We start from the raw sequence: 16,146 nt of genomic DNA on the forward strand, positions 1-16,146 counted from the left end.
TCGAGCCGCGCTGGCGGCCTACCGCGATTGAGCAATCTAGACGAGTGAATCGGCCTGACTTCTGTTCCGTTCTTCAAGCAAGGATGGACTCGATGAACAGGAAGTACTCGCCGGAGATGCGTGAGCGGGCGTTGCGGATGCTCGCGGAGACGCGGCCGTCGCATCCGAATATGATGAGCGCGGTCCGGCACGTGGCTGGGCTGCTGGGGATGAGCCCGGAGATGCTGCGCCTCTGGCAGCGTCGTTATGAGGTCGACGCTGGCGTGAAGCCGGGGCTGACGACGGATGCGGCGGCGGAGATCACGCGGCTGCAGAAGGAGAACGCCGAGCTGCGGAAGGCGAACGAGATCCTCAAGGCTGCGAGCGTGTTTTTCGCGAAGGAGCTCGACCGCCCCTGACCGAGATGATCCGGTTCATCAATGAGCACCGGGATCAATTCGGGGTCGAGCTCATCTGCCGGGTCCTCCGACCGGCAGTTCCGGGGTTCCTCACCTCCCGCGGCTACCGCGCCGCCATCAGCCGTGCCCTGTCGGCCCGGCAGCTGCGCGACGGCCTCCTCGTCCCGGAGGTCGCGAGGCTGCACGCCGAGAACTACGGCGTCTACGGGCGGCGGAAGATGCATGCGCTGATGCGCCGGCAAGGCTGGGACATCGGCCGCGACCAGACCGAACGCCTCATGCGGCTCGCGGGGGTGCGCGGCGTCAAGAAGTCGAAGCGAGTGTTCACCACGAGGAGCGACAAGACGACGGTGCTGCCTGCTGATCTGGTGAACCGCCGCTTCACGGCGTCGGCGCCGCGTCGGCTCTGGATGTGTGACGTGACCTATGTCGCGACATGGTCCGGGTTCGCGTATGTCGCGTTCGTCACCGATGTCTACTCTCGCCGCATCATCGGGTGGAACGTCGCGTCGACGTTGCGATCGGAGATCCTGCCGATGCAGGCGCTCGACATGGCCGCGTGGAGCGCCGGTGGCAGGCTCGACGGGCTGATCCATCACGCGGATCACGGCTCGAACTACACCGCGATGGTCTACATGGAGCGGATCGTCGAGCTCGGCGCGGTCCCCTCCACGGGGACCGTCGGGGACAGCTTCGATAACGCGATGGCGGAGGCGGTGAACAACCTCTACAAGACCGAACTGATCCGTCAGCGCGGCCCCTGGCGCACAGTCGAGCAGGTCGAGCTCGCGACGCTCGAATGGGTGTGGTGGTGGAACAACCAGCGCCTCCACGGCGAGCTCGACATGCGTACCCCGATCGAGGTCGAGGACGCGTACTACGCTGACCACGAATCAGCCAATCTGGCACTGGCCGGACAAGGCTCCCGATAGGAACGAAAGTCAGGCCGATTCAATCCTGGCTGGCCGGCGTTCGGCACCGAGCGGATGACGCAGATCTGGGATGCCGCGCCGCGCGTGGCCCCGCAGCGACGGGCAGCCGTCGTCGACGCACTGGGGTAGGGCAATTCGACTCGGCGCACGGCGCGTCGCTCAACGACCGCGAAATGCTCGATGAACGGCATCCGTCCACAGGTTGAATACTCGCGGTGGCGCTCGACGCGATTCGCGGGGTAGAGTCACTCACGACGCACGCGTGACAGCCGGGGGGTTGGTCCGCAGGAGACGGGGGTCTTCGCGTCGTCTTACTGGGGGTGGACGGATTTCGATCCGTCCGTCGGTTTGCTGGGGGGCAAAATGCCGACTGCACTGCTGCGTTCGTCCGTGCTGGGGATCACACGATGAGCGCGCTTCACGACGCCACGGGCATCGCGACGACCGGGTTCGTTTCACCGTTCCCGACCATCGCGTCCCGGGCGTCTGCGGCCGCACCACCGTCGCGTGCTCTCGAGCGCCGACAGTCGTGGGAACGTCGCTACCGCTGGATCCTGCGCACGAGCGACGCCGCCGCCGTCGTTTTCACCTGCGCAGTGGCCTCGGTGGTCTCGATCGGCGCGGTGAGCGGCCCGCTCGCCGTCGCCGATCCTGGCCTCGTCTTCCAGATCGCCGCCGCCACGGCCGTGATCTGGCTCCTGATGCTCTCCGCCTTCGTGACGCGGGACGTCAAGCTCATCGGCTCGGGCGCCGCCGAGTACACCCGCCTGATCCACGCGACCGGTTTCGCGTTCGGACTTCTCGCGATGATCGATGTGGCCATCGATGTCGACGGCATCCGCGCACAGCTCTTCGTCGCGCTGCCCCTCGGCATCAGCGCCCTGCTCTTCGAGCGCTGGCTGTGGCGCCGGTGGCTCATCCGCCGTCGACTGGCGGGCGCGTACACGACGCGCGCGATCGTGGTCGGCGACCGCGCGGACGTCGAGTACGTGATCCGCTCGATCGCCGATCCCGGCCTGGGCTACCAGGTGGTCGGCGCCTCGCTGCGCGGCGACGACCTCGACAGCCTGCGGGTCGGCGACGCCATCTATCCGGCGATGCGCACGCACAGCGTGGCCGAAGCCGCCGCAGCGCTCGACGCCGACACGATCATCATGGCCAGCCGCGGAGACGAAGGCGCAGACGAGATCAAGCACCTCGCCTGGCAGCTGGAGAACACCGCCGCCGAGCTGGTCATCTCCAGCCGCGTCTCCGATGTCGCCGGGCCGCGCATGTCGCTGCGGCCCGTCGAGGGCCTGCCGCTCATCCATGTCGAGATCGCGTCGTTCACCGGTCGCGCCTACGTCGCCAAACGCGCACTCGACATCGCGGTCGCCTCGATCGCGCTCTTTTTCTTCGCACCGATCGCGGCGGTCATCGCCATCGCGGTCAAGCTCGACTCGCCCGGCCCGCTGTTCTTTCCCCAAGCACGGGTCGGTCGTGACGGCCACGAGTTCCGAATGATCAAGTTCCGCTCGATGGCCGTGGATGCCGAGGAGCAGCGCGCTGAGCTGCTCGCGGCGAACGAGGGCGCGGGCCCGCTGTTCAAGATGCACAACGACCCTCGGGTCACCCGCGTGGGTCGGATCCTGCGGAAATACTCGCTCGACGAGGTTCCCCAGTTCTGGAACGTGCTGTTCGGCGACATGAGTGTCGTCGGCCCGCGCCCTCCTCTTCCCAGCGAAGTCGCCACCTACGACGACAGCGTCTTCCGTCGCCTCTACATCAAGCCGGGCATCACCGGTCCCTGGCAGGTCGGCGGACGCAGCGACCTCAGCTGGGAGGAGAGCGTCCGGCTCGACCTGCGGTACGTGGAGAACTGGTCGGTCGTCGACGACCTCCAGATCATGTGGCGCACTGTGCGCGTGATGGTGCGGTCCGAAGGAGCTTACTGATGACGTCTATCCTGAGCCGGCCTGTCGCGGAGGCGCCCACACCTGTCGTCCCGGACAGGGCACTTCGGATCGCGATGATCGGTACGCGCGGTGTTCCCGCGTCGTACGGCGGCTTCGAGACCGCTGTGGAGGAAGTCGGCAAGCGGCTGGTGGAGCGCGGTCACGACATCACGGTGTACACCCGCGGATCCGAGCACCGTGAACGCGAATACCTCGGGATGCGGGTCGTGCACCTGCCGGCGCTGCGACAGAAGCAGCTCGAGACCCTCAGCCACACCGGACTGTCGGCCCTGCACGCGGTGAGCCGCAAGGCTCCGGATGCCGCTTTCGTTTTCAACGCCGCCAACTCTCCGTTCGTGCCGCTGCTGCGCGCTCGCGGCATCCCTGTCGCTCTTCACATGGACGGCCTCGAGTGGAAGCGTTCGAAGTGGGGCGCACGAGGTCGTGCCTATTACCGGTGGGCCGAGCAGTTCGGCGTGCGGTCCGCAGATGCCCTGATTGCGGATGCACCCGGCATAGCCGACTACTACGCCGACCAATTCGGTGTGCCTACAGAACTCATCCGCTACGGCGCTCCGATCATCGAGAGCGCTCCGATCGACGGCATCACCGCGTTGGGCCTTCGACCCGACGGCTACCATCTCGTCGTCGCGCGCTTCGAGCCTGAGAACCATGTGCTCGAGATCGTCGAGGGTTACCGAGCTAGCGGGGCGGCGGCGCCGCTGGTGGTCGTCGGCTCAGCGCCCTATGCGGCTGAGTACACCCAGCGCATCCACACCGCGGCGGCGGGCGACCCGCGCATACGACTTCTCGGTGGCGTGTTCGACCAGGATCTGCTTGACGCGCTGTACTTCCACGCCCGCACCTACGTCCACGGGCACTCCGTGGGCGGCACCAATCCGTCACTGCTGCGAGCAATGGGAGCCGGCACCGCGGTCATTGCCTGGGACGTGAACTTCAACCGCGAGACACTCGACGACCTCGGCTGGTTCTTCGAAGACGCGAGCGAGGTCGAGCGCCACTTCACCGACCTGGAGCTGGATCGCGAACAGGTACCCACCCTCTCGGCCGCCGTACAGGCGCGCGCGAAGGACAACTTCCGCTGGGATGACGTCGCGACCGCCTACGAGAACCTCGCGGGACGCATCGCGGCCGGCTCATCCGTGCACGCATCTGCGCGGCGGGCACAGCGCGTCGGTGCGACGGTCTGACACAACGAACGCCCGTGGGCGCATCGCGCCCGGCCGTGTCAGTTCGTGGGGGCCATGAGGGCGACGAGACGCTCCGACAGCCGAACCGCCTCACGAACGCGCCTGGTGTGCTCCGCGAGCCGCGAGCCGTGCGCGTCCGGAAGATCGAGGGGATCGGCGGGTGCTCGCCGCCACGGGGACTGCCGTCCTGGCCCAACCCGCCTGTCGGTCACCGGCAGCCTGCCACGATGAGCGTTCAACGCCGCGACGAACTCGTCGACGTCACCGGATGCCGGCGCGAAGCGGCGCTCGGCGGCGATCTCGCCCAGCGCGACGGCTTCGGCGATCGTGAACACCCGCGAGCGTGAGCGCGGCGACATGACGGCCACGGCGGCCCGCTCCTCGCGTGTGGCGCCGAGGATCAGCCCCGCTGACTCGATGAGCTCCGCGCTCAGCCGCTGGGCACGATGCTCGGTTGCTGCCTGACGGCTACGTTCGTCCACGCCGACCGTTTCGGCGGTGACCGCACAGATCATCGCACCGGGCTGCGCCAACCGTCCCGCGCTGACCACTTCGACACGCACACCCCCCTCGCGGGCGGCGGTCGCAAAGCCGATGGCCATCGCGGGCGAACGACAGACGTTGGCACTGCAGACCATCAGAACCCGCGTCACGCCTCGCCCCCGTCGTCGTCACGACCGACCCACCACGTCGGCCTCTCGCGGCCGCATGCACGCGCAGCGGCCGAAACGGCTATCCTAGTGTCCTGCGCGCTTGGGGGACTTGCGCGCGAGCCGGCAGTGGGGTCACGCAGGCGCGTTCGCTCGGGTGGTGAGACGCCGATGCGTGTAGCGTCTCGCGGACACTCCGGCGCATTGGGGGCAGAGTGAACGTGGGGACACAAGATCGGACGCGGCGCGAGCTGCGCGAAAGCCGTCTTTCAGACCATCGGGACGACGGCGGTGGCGCAAGCCGCGGGCCGAAGAGGGGCATCTCGCAGATCCGCGACCTCGGCAGCCGTCGCGGGACCATCCTGTCGCTGCTCTCGAGTGCCGGAGCGCGTTTTCTCGTCCTACCGGTGAGCGCCGTCCTCGGCATCGTGGTCACGCGCCTCATCATCGACCACTTCGGCATCGACACCTACGCCCAGTACATCCTGCTCGTCGGCATCGCCGGGCTCATCCCGTTCAGTGATCTGGGTCTCACCGCGGCCATCATGAACGCCGTCGCGGGGGCAGATGACCCCCGTCGGGACAACAATCTGCGACTCGTCCTCGTGTCATGCCTGCGACTGCTCGCGGGTTGCTGCGTGACGGTCGTCAGCGTGGCGCTCATCCTGTACGCCACGGGCCTCTGGCCGACGCTCCTCGGTTCAGCGCTCACGCCCGAAACGGGCGCCCTTGCCGCGACGCTCTGCCTCGCCGTGTTCGGCTTCAATCTGCTTATCGCGTTCGGGCAGCGCATCCTCGCCGCACTCGGCATGAACGTCGTCGTCGTGCTCCTCAGTGCCCTGCAGACCCCGATCGTGCTTCTCGCACTCTGGGCCATGATCCAGCTCGGTGCCGGCGGCGGCTACATCGCCGTCGCCTCCTACCTCGCCACCGCCCTGATCAGTGGGCTGGCGATCCTCATCGCCGCGCGGATGATCAGCCCGATGCTCGGGAGCGCCCTGCGCGGTGCGGTCGACCGCAAGGTCAAGGGTGCGCGGGTGTTCAACACGGCGTGGCCGATGCTGATCCAGATGATCGCGCTTCCGATCGCGATGTCATCGGACCGGCTCGTGCTCAGCCTCGTCGGCACGGTGTCGGATCTGACCCAATACAGCCTCGCAAACCAGATCTTCTCGCCGGTGCTCGCCGTCGTGACCACCGCCGGTTTCGCCCTGTGGCCCGTCTTCGCCAAAGCACGATCGACCGGCACGAGGGCGCCCGTCTCGCCCGGCAAGATGTCGTTGGTGTTCGCGGGCGCCGCGGCACTCGCGGCGCTGATCCTCGCCGCCGCGTCGGGCTGGCTCTCCGAGGTCGCCTCCGGCGGCAAGATCCACCTCGACGCGCCGCTGCTCTGGGCATTCGGCGTCTTCATCGTCCTCCAGTCGGCGAAGTACCCGTTCGGCATGTACTTGACGGATACCTCCGGTCTGCGCTTCCAGGCGTTCTTCATCCTCGGGATGCTGCCGGTGAACCTCGGACTCACGATCACCCTGATCCCGGCGCTCGGAGCCGTCGCACCCGTGCTCGGCTCGATCATCGGCGTCCTCTTCTTCCAGTTCATCCCCAACTGGTTCCTCGTCCGCCGACGGCTGGCCGCACTGGACGCGCGCACCCTGGAGAAGCACGTCACCGCGAGCACGGAGGTCGACGCGTGAGCGCGGGCGCCCGCGCTACCGAGGAGCGCACCATCCTGGCGGTGCACCCGGGAGCGGAACTGTTCGGTTCGGACCGCATGTTTCTGGAGAGCGTCATCGGGCTCGCCGGACGGGTGCCGGTGCTGGTCGCACTGCCGGAGGAAGGACCGCTCGCCGACCGCATTCGCGCCGCCGGCGTCACCGTCGTCACGGTTCCCATGCTCGTCCTCCGAAAGTCCCTGCTGCGCCCGCGCGGCTGGTACACCCTCGTTCGCGACTCGCTGCGTAATCTCCGCAGCGCGCGGCGTCTCATCGGCCAGCACAGGCCGGCAGCGGTGTACGTCAGCACGGTCACGCTCCCGCTGTGGGCACCACTCGCGCGCCTTCACCGCGTGCGCGCGGTGACACACGTCCACGAAGCGGAATCGACCGCCAGTGCGGTGGTTCGGCGGGTGCTCTACGCACCGCTGCTCGCCACCGACCGCATCGTCGTCAACAGCGAGTTCAGCCGGCGCACGCTCCTTCGGTCCTACTCCGCGCTCGCGGCGCGCACCGAGGTCGTGCTCAACGGCGTGCCGGGACCCTCCGCCCCCACGCCGCTGCGCACGCAGGCCCCCGACCCCCTGCGCCTCCTGTTCGTCGGGCGCCTGTCGCCGCGCAAGGGGCCACAGGTCGCCGTCGCCGCGCTGGGGATCCTCACCGAGGAAGGCACGAACGCCACACTGGATGTGCTGGGCACGGCGTTCACTGGATACGAGTGGTTCGAGCAGGAGCTGCGCGACCAGACCGAAAGACTCGGACTCGTCGACCGCGTCCGTTTCCTCGGCTTCGAGAGCGACGTATGGCCTCGCCTGGATGCGGCGGACATCCTCCTGGTGCCGTCCATCGTCGACGAGCCGTTCGGCAACACCGCTGTCGAGGGCGTGCTCGCCCAGCGCCCGGTCGTCGCCAGCGATACGAGCGGGTTGCGTGAAGCGGCGGGCGGCTACGCGTCGACCCGACTGGTCACCCCCGACGACCCGCGCGCACTCGCCGACGCGGTCGCGGGATTCTGCGACCAGTGGGCGGCGGTCGCCACCGCGACCGGGCGCAGCGCCGCGGAGGCCGACGAAAGGCACCACACCGACCGGTACCGCTCGAGTGTCGCGAGGCTCGTCACCGCCGTTCACTGGAAGACGACGCCCGGTGCGGCCGACGGACGCGCGGCGCTACGCTCGGGTACCGACCGGCTGAAGGGACAGACGCGGTGACGCTCCACGACTATTTCTCCGCACTGCGAAAGCGATGGGCGCTGCTTCTCGTCCTCACCATCCTCGGTGCGGCCCTCGGGTACGGGTACGGGACACTGCAGACCGACACGTACCGCGCCCAGTCCTCCGTCGTGATCGTGCCGGCTCGTGGGGACACCACCAGTGAGCTCGTCCAGGGATCGAACTACGTCCAGGGGCTCGTCGCGACCTACACGGTGGTCGCCACGTCTCCCGTGGTCCTCGATCGGGTCATCGCGAGCCTGGGGCTCGACACGACCTCGCGCGACCTGGCGCGCATCGTGAGCGTCAGCTCCCCTCTCGACACGACCGTGCTCGAGATCGCCGTGAGCGGCGCGGATCCCGGCCAGATCACCCGCATCGCCAACGCCGTGTCGAACGAGCTCGCGGATGCCGTGGAGAACCTGTCACCTCAGACGACCTCCTCCGGGCCCGCGGTACGCGTGGAACAGATCAGCCCCGCAAGCGAACCGCGCTCTCCCATCGCGCCCAACACGCGCCTGCTCGCCGTCATCGGCGCCCTCATCGGGCTGCTCGCGGCGGCGGTCATCGCCATCCTGCGACAGGTCCTGACCACACGCCTCGTCTCGCGCGCGGACATCGCCGAGGTCACCGATATCGCCGTCCTCGGCCAGATCCCCGTCAACACGACGGGGGTACCGCTGGCCGTCGCCGTTCGCGACACCGCGTCGGGCTCGCTCGCCGAGGCGGTGCGAACCGTCGCGGCATCCCTGCGCTTTGCCAACGTGGACGGCGAGGCGAGGGTCGTCCTCGTGACATCGCCGGAATCCGGCGATGGCAAGTCCTCCATCGCTCTCACGCTCGCCGCGATCGCGGCCGAGCAGGACCAGCGGGTTCTGCTCATCGACGCCGACCTGCGCCGGGGCACCGTGGCCGACGTGACCGGCTTCGAGGGCGCGGTCGGTCTGACCACCGTGCTTCTGGGAGATGTCACCCTCGATGACGCCGCCGAAGCATGGGGAGAGTCGGGGCTGCGCGTGCTCACCAGTGGCGCGACGCCGCCGAACCCAGGTCAGCTGCTCGCTTCGGGTCATCTCCGGCAACTGCTCGCACAGGTGCGAGAAGAGTTCGATCTCGTCGTGGTCGACAGCCCGCCGGTGCTCGCCGTGAGCGACGCACTGTGGCTGGCGCCGGCCGTCGAAGGGATCATCGTCGTCGCTCGGTCGCGGCGAACGAAGCGCGAAGCTCTGGCTCGCACACTCGCCGAACTCGAGGCAACGCGCACGCGGATCATGGGCATCGTGCTGAACGACGTGAAGCGTGTGGCGTCGAGCCCCTACTACGAGAGGGCCGAGGTCCCTCACGCCGGTCGGTCGACATGGTTCTTGCGCGGTCGTCGACGAGGCTGAGGCCCGCCTCCGCCTGGCGGACACCGATCAGCGGAGAGGCGCTGATGGCGTTCGCGGTCGCCGTGGCGTCCGCGCAGCGGATCCGACTGCCGCTGGACATCCCGCTCGGCGTCGCCGTCTGCGCGCTGCTGCTGCCGGTCACACTCCGCGCGCTGCGTCAGTACCGGTTCGCGCCGACGATCGCGGTCTTCGCGGTCCTGGCGATCGCGAACGGCATCGTCCTCACCGAGCTCACGCGCGGGTGGGCCGGGACGAGCACGCGCATGGCGACAGCGAACTCGATCCTCCTCCTCGGGGTGGTCGTCACCGCGATCGCGCTCCTCTGGGTCCGCTCCCTCATCGGAGCGCAGATGATGGTCCTCGGGTTCGGGGTAGGAGTGCTGCTGTCGGTGGCATCTCGGGGAATCAACTGGGACAACCCGTGGAAGTTCACCTTCGCGGTTCCGTGCATCCTGATCGCGCTCTCTTTACCGCGCGTTTGGGGACATCGGCGAGCCCAGATCGCGGTGCTCTTCGTCCTCGCGGCGGTGTCCGCGCTCCAGGATTCCCGCTCGCTCACCGGCATGCTCGTCGTCGTCATGGCGCTCCTCTTCACGCAGGGGGCGCCGGGAACGTCGACGTCAGGGCGCGCCGCCCTGGTCGCGACCCGCGTCGCGCTCGTCGGCGTGGGCGGATACTTCCTCATCCAAGCCGCACTCCTCGACGGGGCGCTGGGCGAACAGGCCCAGGCGCGCTCCGTCGCCCAGATCGAGCGGTCCGGCTCCCTCCTGACGGGTGGTCGCCCCGAGTTGGGCGCCTCGATCGCGTTGCTCACCGCCCATCCGTGGGGATACGGGTCGGGCGTCTTCCCCACCGGCGAACAGGTCCAGGTCGCTAAGCAGGGTATGGTCGCTCTCGGCTACGACCCCGACAACGGCTACGTCAATCGCTACATGTTCGGCAACGGGTTCGAGGTGCACAGCCTCACCGGTGACCTCTGGATCCTCTTCGGTGTGCTCGGCCTCGCCTTCGCCGTCGTGCTCGCCCTCGCCGTCGGAGCGAGCCTCGTCATCCGGCTGGCATCGGGGACGGTGAGCGCTGTCGGTGCGTTCCTCGCACTGCGGCTGATGTGGGACCTCGCGTTCAGCCCGATCGGAAGCGCGGCACTCACCCTCGCCGTGACGCTGGCGGTGCTTCTGCCCGCCGTCGGTGAACGGAAGCCGCCACCCGCATCGCCGTGACGTGACATGAGGTGAGAAGTGTCTCATGTGGAAAGCGGGCTGTTTTCGCCGTGTTTACATGAACCTGCTCCTTCCCGTCCGCGCCACCCCGAAAGCGCTCCCCATGAGACGAACAGCACTTCCGCGCACCCTCGCACGCGGTCTGGTCTCCGCCTGCGCCGCGACCGCACTCGTCGTCACGAGTCTCGCCGTCGCTCCCGCCGCGACCGCCGCGACGACCGGCACCGATACCTTCGAACGCTCCGTGGCGAGCGGATGGGGTCCCTCCATCGACGGGCGCTCGTGGTCGACGACAGCACCGTCGTCGACGAGCGTGGCGGGCGGGTCTGCCCGGGTATCCTCCGATCCCGGAACACAGACCACCCAGACCCTGTCCGGCGGGATGCCGCAGGATGCCACCCTCTCCGCGCTCCTCTGGCCGGAGTCGCGCACGGCGACCGGAAACGGCCCCACGATCTCCCTCGTCGCCCGCTCGGAGGGCAAGACCTCTTACCAGGCGCGCGTGCGCTTCGGCACGAGCGGCGTGAACCTCTGGCTCAGCCGGATGGATACGCGCGGCGCCGAGAGCGTGCTCGCCTCGAGCAAGCCGATCGCCTCGATCGCGGCGGGTCAGAAGGTTCGTGCGGAGCTCTCCGTGTCGGGACAGTCTCCCGTCGTACTCAAGGCCCGTGTCTGGATCGATGGGGCGGCCCAGCCCACCTCGTGGCAGCAGACCATCTCGGACTCGTCCGACGCCCGCGTGCGCGCGGCGGGATCCGCCGCGGTCAGCACCCACCTGTCCTCGGGCTCGCCGGCGATGGCGGTGCGCGTGGATGATGTGACCCTACTCGCCGCCACCGCGGCATCCACCCCCACGCCGGAGCCGACGGCGACGGCGACGCCGACACCCACCCCAACGCCGACAGCGCAGCCTGGGTCGACGACCGCCGGAGCGACGGCGGGCAGCGCCGCCGTCGGATCCACGCGGTACACGGTGCCCGCGGGTGCCATCTACGCGGCGGCGAAGGGCACGCGCACCGGAGCCGGAACCGCGAACAATCCCTACGGGAGCGCAGCGTACGCCGTCGAGAAGGCTCCGAACGGATCCACGATCGTGCTGCGCGGCGGCACGTACCGCGAGTCTGTCTACATCGGCTTCAACAGGAAGCTCACGATCCAGTCGTACCCCGGCGAGGCCGTGTGGTTCGACGGAAGCTCGCCGGTGAGCGGGTGGACGAAGTCCGGATCCACGTGGATCGCGAACTGGAATCACTCATTCGACCGCCGCGTCTCATTCAATGCGAACCTCGACGAGACGGCGCGCTTCACCGACTCCCGCAACCCCCTCGCCGGCTACCCCGAACAGGTCTGGATCGATGGCGAGCCGCTGCGTCAGGTCGGCAGCGCAACGCAGGTCACGAGCGGAACCTTCTTCGCAGACACGTCCGCAAAGCGTCTGGTGATCGGATCGGATCCCTCCGGTCGCCGCGTCGAAGCGAGCACCCTGACCCGCGCCATCCAGGTGCAGGGCGCGGGAACGACGCTGCGTGGCTTCGGGGTGCAGCGCTACGCGACGACCCTCAACATGATGGGCACCGTGACCGCCGAAGTGGACAACATCACCCTGGAGAACCTCGTCGTGCGCGACAACGCGACGATCGGCATCTACGCCTGGAACGACAACCAGACGCTCAAGAAGCTCACGGTGACCGGTAACGGGATGCTGGGCATCGGCGCGAACGGCACGCACAACCTCCGCATCACGAACTCGGTCGTCAGCGGCAACAATGCGCAGGCCTTCAAACCGGCACCCGTGTCCGGCGGCATGAAGCTGTCCGGGATCGACAAAGGCCTCGTCTCCGGCAATGTCGTCGCCAACAACGACAGCGCGGGCGTGTGGTTCGACGTGAGCTCCTACGATCTCATCGTCACCGGCAACCGGGTCACCGGCAACTCGACGACCGGGGTGCAGGTCGAGATCAGCGAGAAGGCGATCATCGCCGACAACTACATCTCGGGCAACGACATCGGGCTGCAGATCAGCAACAGCGGATCCGTACAGGTGTGGAACAACGCGATCGACGGCGTGAAGCGCGCGTTGAGCTTCACGCACGACAGTCGTCGCCAAGAGGTGTCGTCGCTGGCATCCAAGATTCCGTGGGTGATGAAGAACATCACACTGCGCAACAACGCCATTTCGTATAGCGCGGGCGGCTCATGCCCGATGCTCACGCAGGACTACAGCCAGAAGATGTACGGCAACGACTTCGGCATAAGCCTGGACGGCAATGTCTACCACCGTGCGACCGCTTCGGCTCCCAGCAACTTCGCCTGCTGGGCGAACGGGACGGCCGGCACCCGGAGCTTCAAGACACTCGAGGACTTCTCGCGCTTCACCGGCAACGACCAGAGGTCGGCGCTGTGGATGGGAAACCCGATCTTCGCATCCGATCTGAAGGTGGTGTCCGCCGTCCTGACCGCGCCGAAGGCCACGACCTACGGCCTTCCATCGGATGTCGCGACCGCCATCGGCCAGAAGGCGGGCGCCACCCGCGTCGGCCCGTTCACGACACCCGCGAAGTAGCCGCTGCGAGCTCTAGCATGGGTCCATGGGGGCAACGGGGGCAGTGCGCGCACGGGGGATGAGCGGGGCGGGCGGGTCGGACGACGTGGTTGTCTTCTATCCGGCCGGCAAGGACCTCGCCGGCTGGGCTCGCGACTATGGGGCGGGTGCTCGGCCTGACGCGTGGCCGTACGGCCTGAACAAGCTTGCGCACCACGTGTCGAGTGTCAAAGCCCGCAATCTTCCGCGCGACACAGCCATGCAGGGCGCCCTGCGCCGACTGATGCGCGCCACCCCGCCGGCTCTGTGGCGTGGCCGCGGACCTGTGGGCCTGGTCTGGGATGAGAACTCCGTCGACAGACTGGCCGCCGTCCCCGCCCTGCGATCCCGATTCAGCGGTGTTGTGTGGCTGACCGACCAGCTGGCGACGAAGGAGCCGTCGTGGCTGGCGGAGAGACGATCGATGCTGCGCCGCATGGACGGCCTCTGGGTGCTCAGTTCGGCGCAGGTCGGGCCGCTCCAGCACTTCATCGGCGAGGACGGCCCTCGGGTGCACCACGTCGTCTTCGGAGTGGATGCCGATTTCTTCCACGCGGCGCCGCCGCCGGAAACGCCGCTGCTGGTGAGCGTGGGCGGGGATCGCGATCGCGATGCGGCGACACTGTTCCGCGCGCTCGCACGGGTGCGGCACGAGCGGCCCGACGTCGAGATCATCATTCAGACGACGTCACGGGAGGAGCCGCCGGCGGGGGTGACCCTCGTCCCGCACCTCTCACACGGGGAGCTCCGCCAGCTGTACCAGCGCGCCTCGGTCTGCGTCATCGCGACCAGGCCGAACACCCACGTCTCCGGGATGACGGTGGGGCTGGAGAGCATGGCGACGGGGCGCCCGCTCATCATCACCGAGACGCCGGGAATGGCGGACTACTTCGGCGGCACCGACGGCGCGCAGATGGTGGCGCCGTCCGATGCCGACGCTCTCGCCGCCGCTGCCCTACGGCTCCTGAACGACCCGACGCAACGGCAGCGACGAGGCCAGGCGGCGAGAGCGCACGTCGAGGGCGGATTCACCACGGACCATCTCGGTGCGCGTGTCGCCGCCGTCGTCTCCGTCTGATCCGAACCGCCCGGATCAGGCGGGAGCCGAGCCCCAGTCGGTGACCTGGCCGACCTCACGCGCCGGGTTGCCGCTCACGATGACGCCCGGTGCCACGGACCGCCGCACGATCGAGCCGGCGCCAACGACGGCGCCCTCTCCGACGGTGACACCCTTCAGCACCATGGAGCGAGCGCCGATGAGCGCGCGCGGACCCAACACGATCGCCGCCTTGTGGGGGCGTCGGGTCCCGTCCGCGTTTTCGATCCAGTGGAAGTCGGTGTCCATGATCTGCACATCCCACGACACGCGCGTTCCCCGCTCGATCGTGACACTCGTGGCGGCATTGACGATCGTCCGGTCTCCCAGCTTCGCGCCTTCGCGCAGCGTGAACGTCGCGCCGTCACCGACCCAGATGCGCACGCCGGTGGTCAGCGTCGCGCCGCGCTCGATTCGATAGCGTCCGGGGCCGCTCAGCCGGACGCCGCGTCCGATTCGAGCGCCCGGATGCCCGCGGAGCACCCCCCGCGCATACGAGAGCAGGTGCCGCCGCCGCGACCAGACGCCGCGCAGTAGCCGGCGGAGGTTCGGTGTCGACATGCGTTCTCACCCTTCGATTCCATACAACCACTCCCGGGCGGCGGTCCGGCCGTCCCGGTCCGGCAGGGCACGTTGCACGTCGCCCGGCGTGACCGACAGGCGTAGCGCGTCGATCATCGCGCCCGCAAGCCGCTCTGCGACCTGCGCCTCCGGCACGACGGCGTGCTCGTGGGCTCTCAGCCACGGGGCGATGCCGGTCTCATCGGTCGTCACCACGACGCACCCGTAGGCCAGTCCTTCGACGAGCGGCAGACCGATCTGCTCCTTCCACAGCGGCCGGCGGCGCGAGGGGAGCACGAGCACCTTGGCGCGCGCGAGCTGGTCGAGGATGACGTCACGCGGCGGCGCGACGAAGAGCTCCACGCGGGGATCCGCCTTTGACAGCAGCCGCGCCTGTTCCACACCGTCGCCCCGTCCGACGATGACGAGCCGGGCCTGGACGATGGTGTCGCGCACCTGCGACCACGCCGCCATGACGTCGGGAAAGCCCTTGCGCGCCGCCAGATCGCCGAGAAACAGGATGCTCGGCGGACGCGCGACGTCCGCACTCGCCCCGAGGTCGACCGCGACGGGCAGCGCCTCGACGAGGCGCGCAGCACCGCGTCGAGTGCTCCCGAACTCATCACGATAGAGATCCCGCGCATCGGGCGTCCCGAAGGCGATCCGGTCGAGCGAGCGGGCGACCCGTCGCGCGAGAGGGCGCTGCAGTTCGAACTTCACCCGCGCCTTCCAGGGCAGGTTGGCGCGCAGCGTCGAGGTCGGCACGTTCGCGATGGCGTAGGTGACGACCGTCGGCCGGGGGCGCCTCGTCAGGAACGCCCGCACCCGCGCCGCACCGATGAAGAGCAGGCTGCGCAGCGCGGCACGGGTCACCAGCGGCTCGTTGACCTCTACGAGATCAACGGCGTGGGTTGCCGCGTACCAGGCGGCGCCGATGAGGCTGGCGCGCTCGACACGGACACCATCCGCCACGCGCTCGTCGAAGTCGTAGCGCTTCTCTCGATAGAGCAGCGTCACCCCGTCGGTGTCGGCGATGCGCTCGAGATGCGCCGTGCGCGCGACCTCGTAGAGCTGGACGACATTTCTGCCGCCCGTTCCTGAGGGTGCCCCCGAGTCCGCGCGCACGCCGGCGGTCTTCGTCTCACTCAAGGAATCGTGGTGACGGTGAGGTTGTCGAAGGTGAGGGTCGCGGGAACGTTGACCGCGGTGTTGGGCATGTACGCGTACACACCCGCCGAACCGGCCACCTGCA

The 16,146-nt window shown here is 68.6% G+C and carries 12 protein-coding genes and 1 other annotated feature; of the genes, 9 read left to right on the plus strand and 3 right to left on the minus strand.

The genetic code is table 11. From position 1 onward, the window contains the following. The first annotated feature begins 92 nt into the window (after positions 1-92). The 3 genes from HMPREF1529_RS03400 to HMPREF1529_RS03410 all read left to right on the plus strand — a co-directional run bounded on the left by HMPREF1529_RS03400 (position 93) and on the right by HMPREF1529_RS03410 (position 4,475). Positions 93-1,330 (plus strand): IS3 family transposase gene (locus HMPREF1529_RS03400; RefSeq protein WP_442852578.1). Its coding sequence is split into 2 segments (ribosomal slippage): positions 93-372 and positions 372-1,330, totalling 1,239 coding nucleotides; the frame shifts between segments, so codons are not numbered across the junction. Further along, positions 365-481: a sequence feature (AL1L pseudoknot), on the plus strand. (Overlaps the previous gene by 117 nt.) A gap of 407 nt (positions 1,331-1,737) precedes the next feature. Further along, positions 1,738-3,264 carry a sugar transferase gene (locus HMPREF1529_RS03405; RefSeq protein ID WP_016463701.1) on the plus strand — a complete coding sequence of 509 codons (1,527 nt, stop codon included), beginning with the start codon at positions 1,738-1,740 and terminating at the stop codon, positions 3,262-3,264. Beyond that, positions 3,264-4,475 carry a glycosyltransferase gene (locus HMPREF1529_RS03410; protein ID WP_016463702.1) on the plus strand — a complete coding sequence of 404 codons (1,212 nt, stop codon included), beginning with the start codon at positions 3,264-3,266 and terminating at the stop codon, positions 4,473-4,475. The genes HMPREF1529_RS03405 and HMPREF1529_RS03410 overlap by 1 nt, the downstream gene beginning before the upstream one ends. 38 nt (positions 4,476-4,513) lie before the next feature. Here the strand turns inward: HMPREF1529_RS03410 and HMPREF1529_RS03415 are convergent, their stop codons facing one another. Beyond that, entirely contained in the window at positions 4,514-5,128 is a 615-nt protein-coding gene (locus tag HMPREF1529_RS03415) for an arsenate reductase/protein-tyrosine-phosphatase family protein (RefSeq protein ID WP_232212039.1), read from the minus strand. A 404-nt stretch (positions 5,129-5,532) separates the two neighbouring features. Between HMPREF1529_RS03415 and HMPREF1529_RS03420 the strand changes: the two genes are divergently transcribed. The 6 genes from HMPREF1529_RS03420 (at position 5,533) to HMPREF1529_RS03445 (ending at position 14,315) form a co-directional block, all read left to right on the plus strand. Next, positions 5,533-6,819, plus strand: a complete 1,287-nt coding sequence (locus tag HMPREF1529_RS03420) for a lipopolysaccharide biosynthesis protein (RefSeq protein WP_232212040.1) — start codon at positions 5,533-5,535, stop codon at positions 6,817-6,819. Beyond that, complete coding sequence (locus HMPREF1529_RS03425; RefSeq protein WP_016463704.1) at positions 6,816-8,048, plus strand: glycosyltransferase; 1,233 nt, start codon at positions 6,816-6,818, stop codon at positions 8,046-8,048. Before HMPREF1529_RS03420 ends, HMPREF1529_RS03425 begins: the two co-directional genes overlap by 4 nt. After that, on the plus strand, positions 8,045-9,436 hold the full coding sequence (locus HMPREF1529_RS03430; protein ID WP_016463705.1) for a polysaccharide biosynthesis tyrosine autokinase: 1,392 nt from the start codon (positions 8,045-8,047) through the stop codon (positions 9,434-9,436). The genes HMPREF1529_RS03425 and HMPREF1529_RS03430 overlap by 4 nt, the downstream gene beginning before the upstream one ends. 44 nt (positions 9,437-9,480) lie before the next feature. Beyond that, complete coding sequence (locus tag HMPREF1529_RS03435; protein ID WP_016463706.1) at positions 9,481-10,656, plus strand: hypothetical protein; 1,176 nt, start codon at positions 9,481-9,483, stop codon at positions 10,654-10,656. Positions 10,657-10,759: 103 nt separating this feature from the next. Continuing rightward, positions 10,760-13,219 (plus strand): right-handed parallel beta-helix repeat-containing protein, encoded by a 2,460-nt coding sequence (locus tag HMPREF1529_RS03440; protein ID WP_232212041.1) that lies wholly within the window; start codon positions 10,760-10,762, stop codon positions 13,217-13,219. A gap of 25 nt (positions 13,220-13,244) precedes the next feature. Continuing rightward, on the plus strand, positions 13,245-14,315 hold the full coding sequence (locus tag HMPREF1529_RS03445; RefSeq protein WP_005050702.1) for a glycosyltransferase family 4 protein: 1,071 nt from the start codon (positions 13,245-13,247) through the stop codon (positions 14,313-14,315). 15 nt (positions 14,316-14,330) lie between these two features. Here the strand turns inward: HMPREF1529_RS03445 and HMPREF1529_RS03450 are convergent, their stop codons facing one another. Together HMPREF1529_RS03450 and HMPREF1529_RS03455 are read right to left on the minus strand one after the other, a co-directional pair. Continuing rightward, positions 14,331-14,894 carry an acyltransferase gene (locus HMPREF1529_RS03450; RefSeq protein WP_005050703.1) on the minus strand — a complete coding sequence of 188 codons (564 nt, stop codon included), beginning with the start codon at positions 14,892-14,894 and terminating at the stop codon, positions 14,331-14,333. Positions 14,895-14,900: 6 nt separating this feature from the next. Further along, a complete protein-coding gene (locus HMPREF1529_RS03455) occupies positions 14,901-16,043 on the minus strand; it encodes a glycosyltransferase family 4 protein (RefSeq protein ID WP_016463708.1) in 1,143 nt (380 codons plus the stop codon). Positions 16,044-16,146: the final 103 nt, after the last annotated feature.

The sequence above is a fragment of the Microbacterium sp. oral taxon 186 str. F0373 genome (assembly GCF_000411455.1).
GTDB lineage: Bacteria > Actinomycetota > Actinomycetes > Actinomycetales > Microbacteriaceae > Microbacterium.

What these genes read in the sequence shown, in the direction of transcription:
- HMPREF1529_RS03440 (WP_232212041.1), top strand. Translation starts at nt 10,760, where the DNA reads ATGAGACGAACAGCACTTCCGCGCACCCTCGCACGCGGTCTGGTCTCC.
- HMPREF1529_RS03435 (WP_016463706.1), top strand. Translation starts at nt 9,481, where the DNA reads ATGGCGTTCGCGGTCGCCGTGGCGTCCGCGCAGCGGATCCGACTGCCG.
- HMPREF1529_RS03405 (WP_016463701.1), top strand. Translation starts at nt 1,738, where the DNA reads ATGAGCGCGCTTCACGACGCCACGGGCATCGCGACGACCGGGTTCGTT.
- HMPREF1529_RS03445 (WP_005050702.1), top strand. Translation starts at nt 13,245, where the DNA reads ATGGGGGCAACGGGGGCAGTGCGCGCACGGGGGATGAGCGGGGCGGGC.
- HMPREF1529_RS03410 (WP_016463702.1), top strand. Translation starts at nt 3,264, where the DNA reads ATGACGTCTATCCTGAGCCGGCCTGTCGCGGAGGCGCCCACACCTGTC.
- HMPREF1529_RS03450 (WP_005050703.1), bottom strand. Translation starts at nt 14,894, where the DNA reads ATGTCGACACCGAACCTCCGCCGGCTACTGCGCGGCGTCTGGTCGCGG.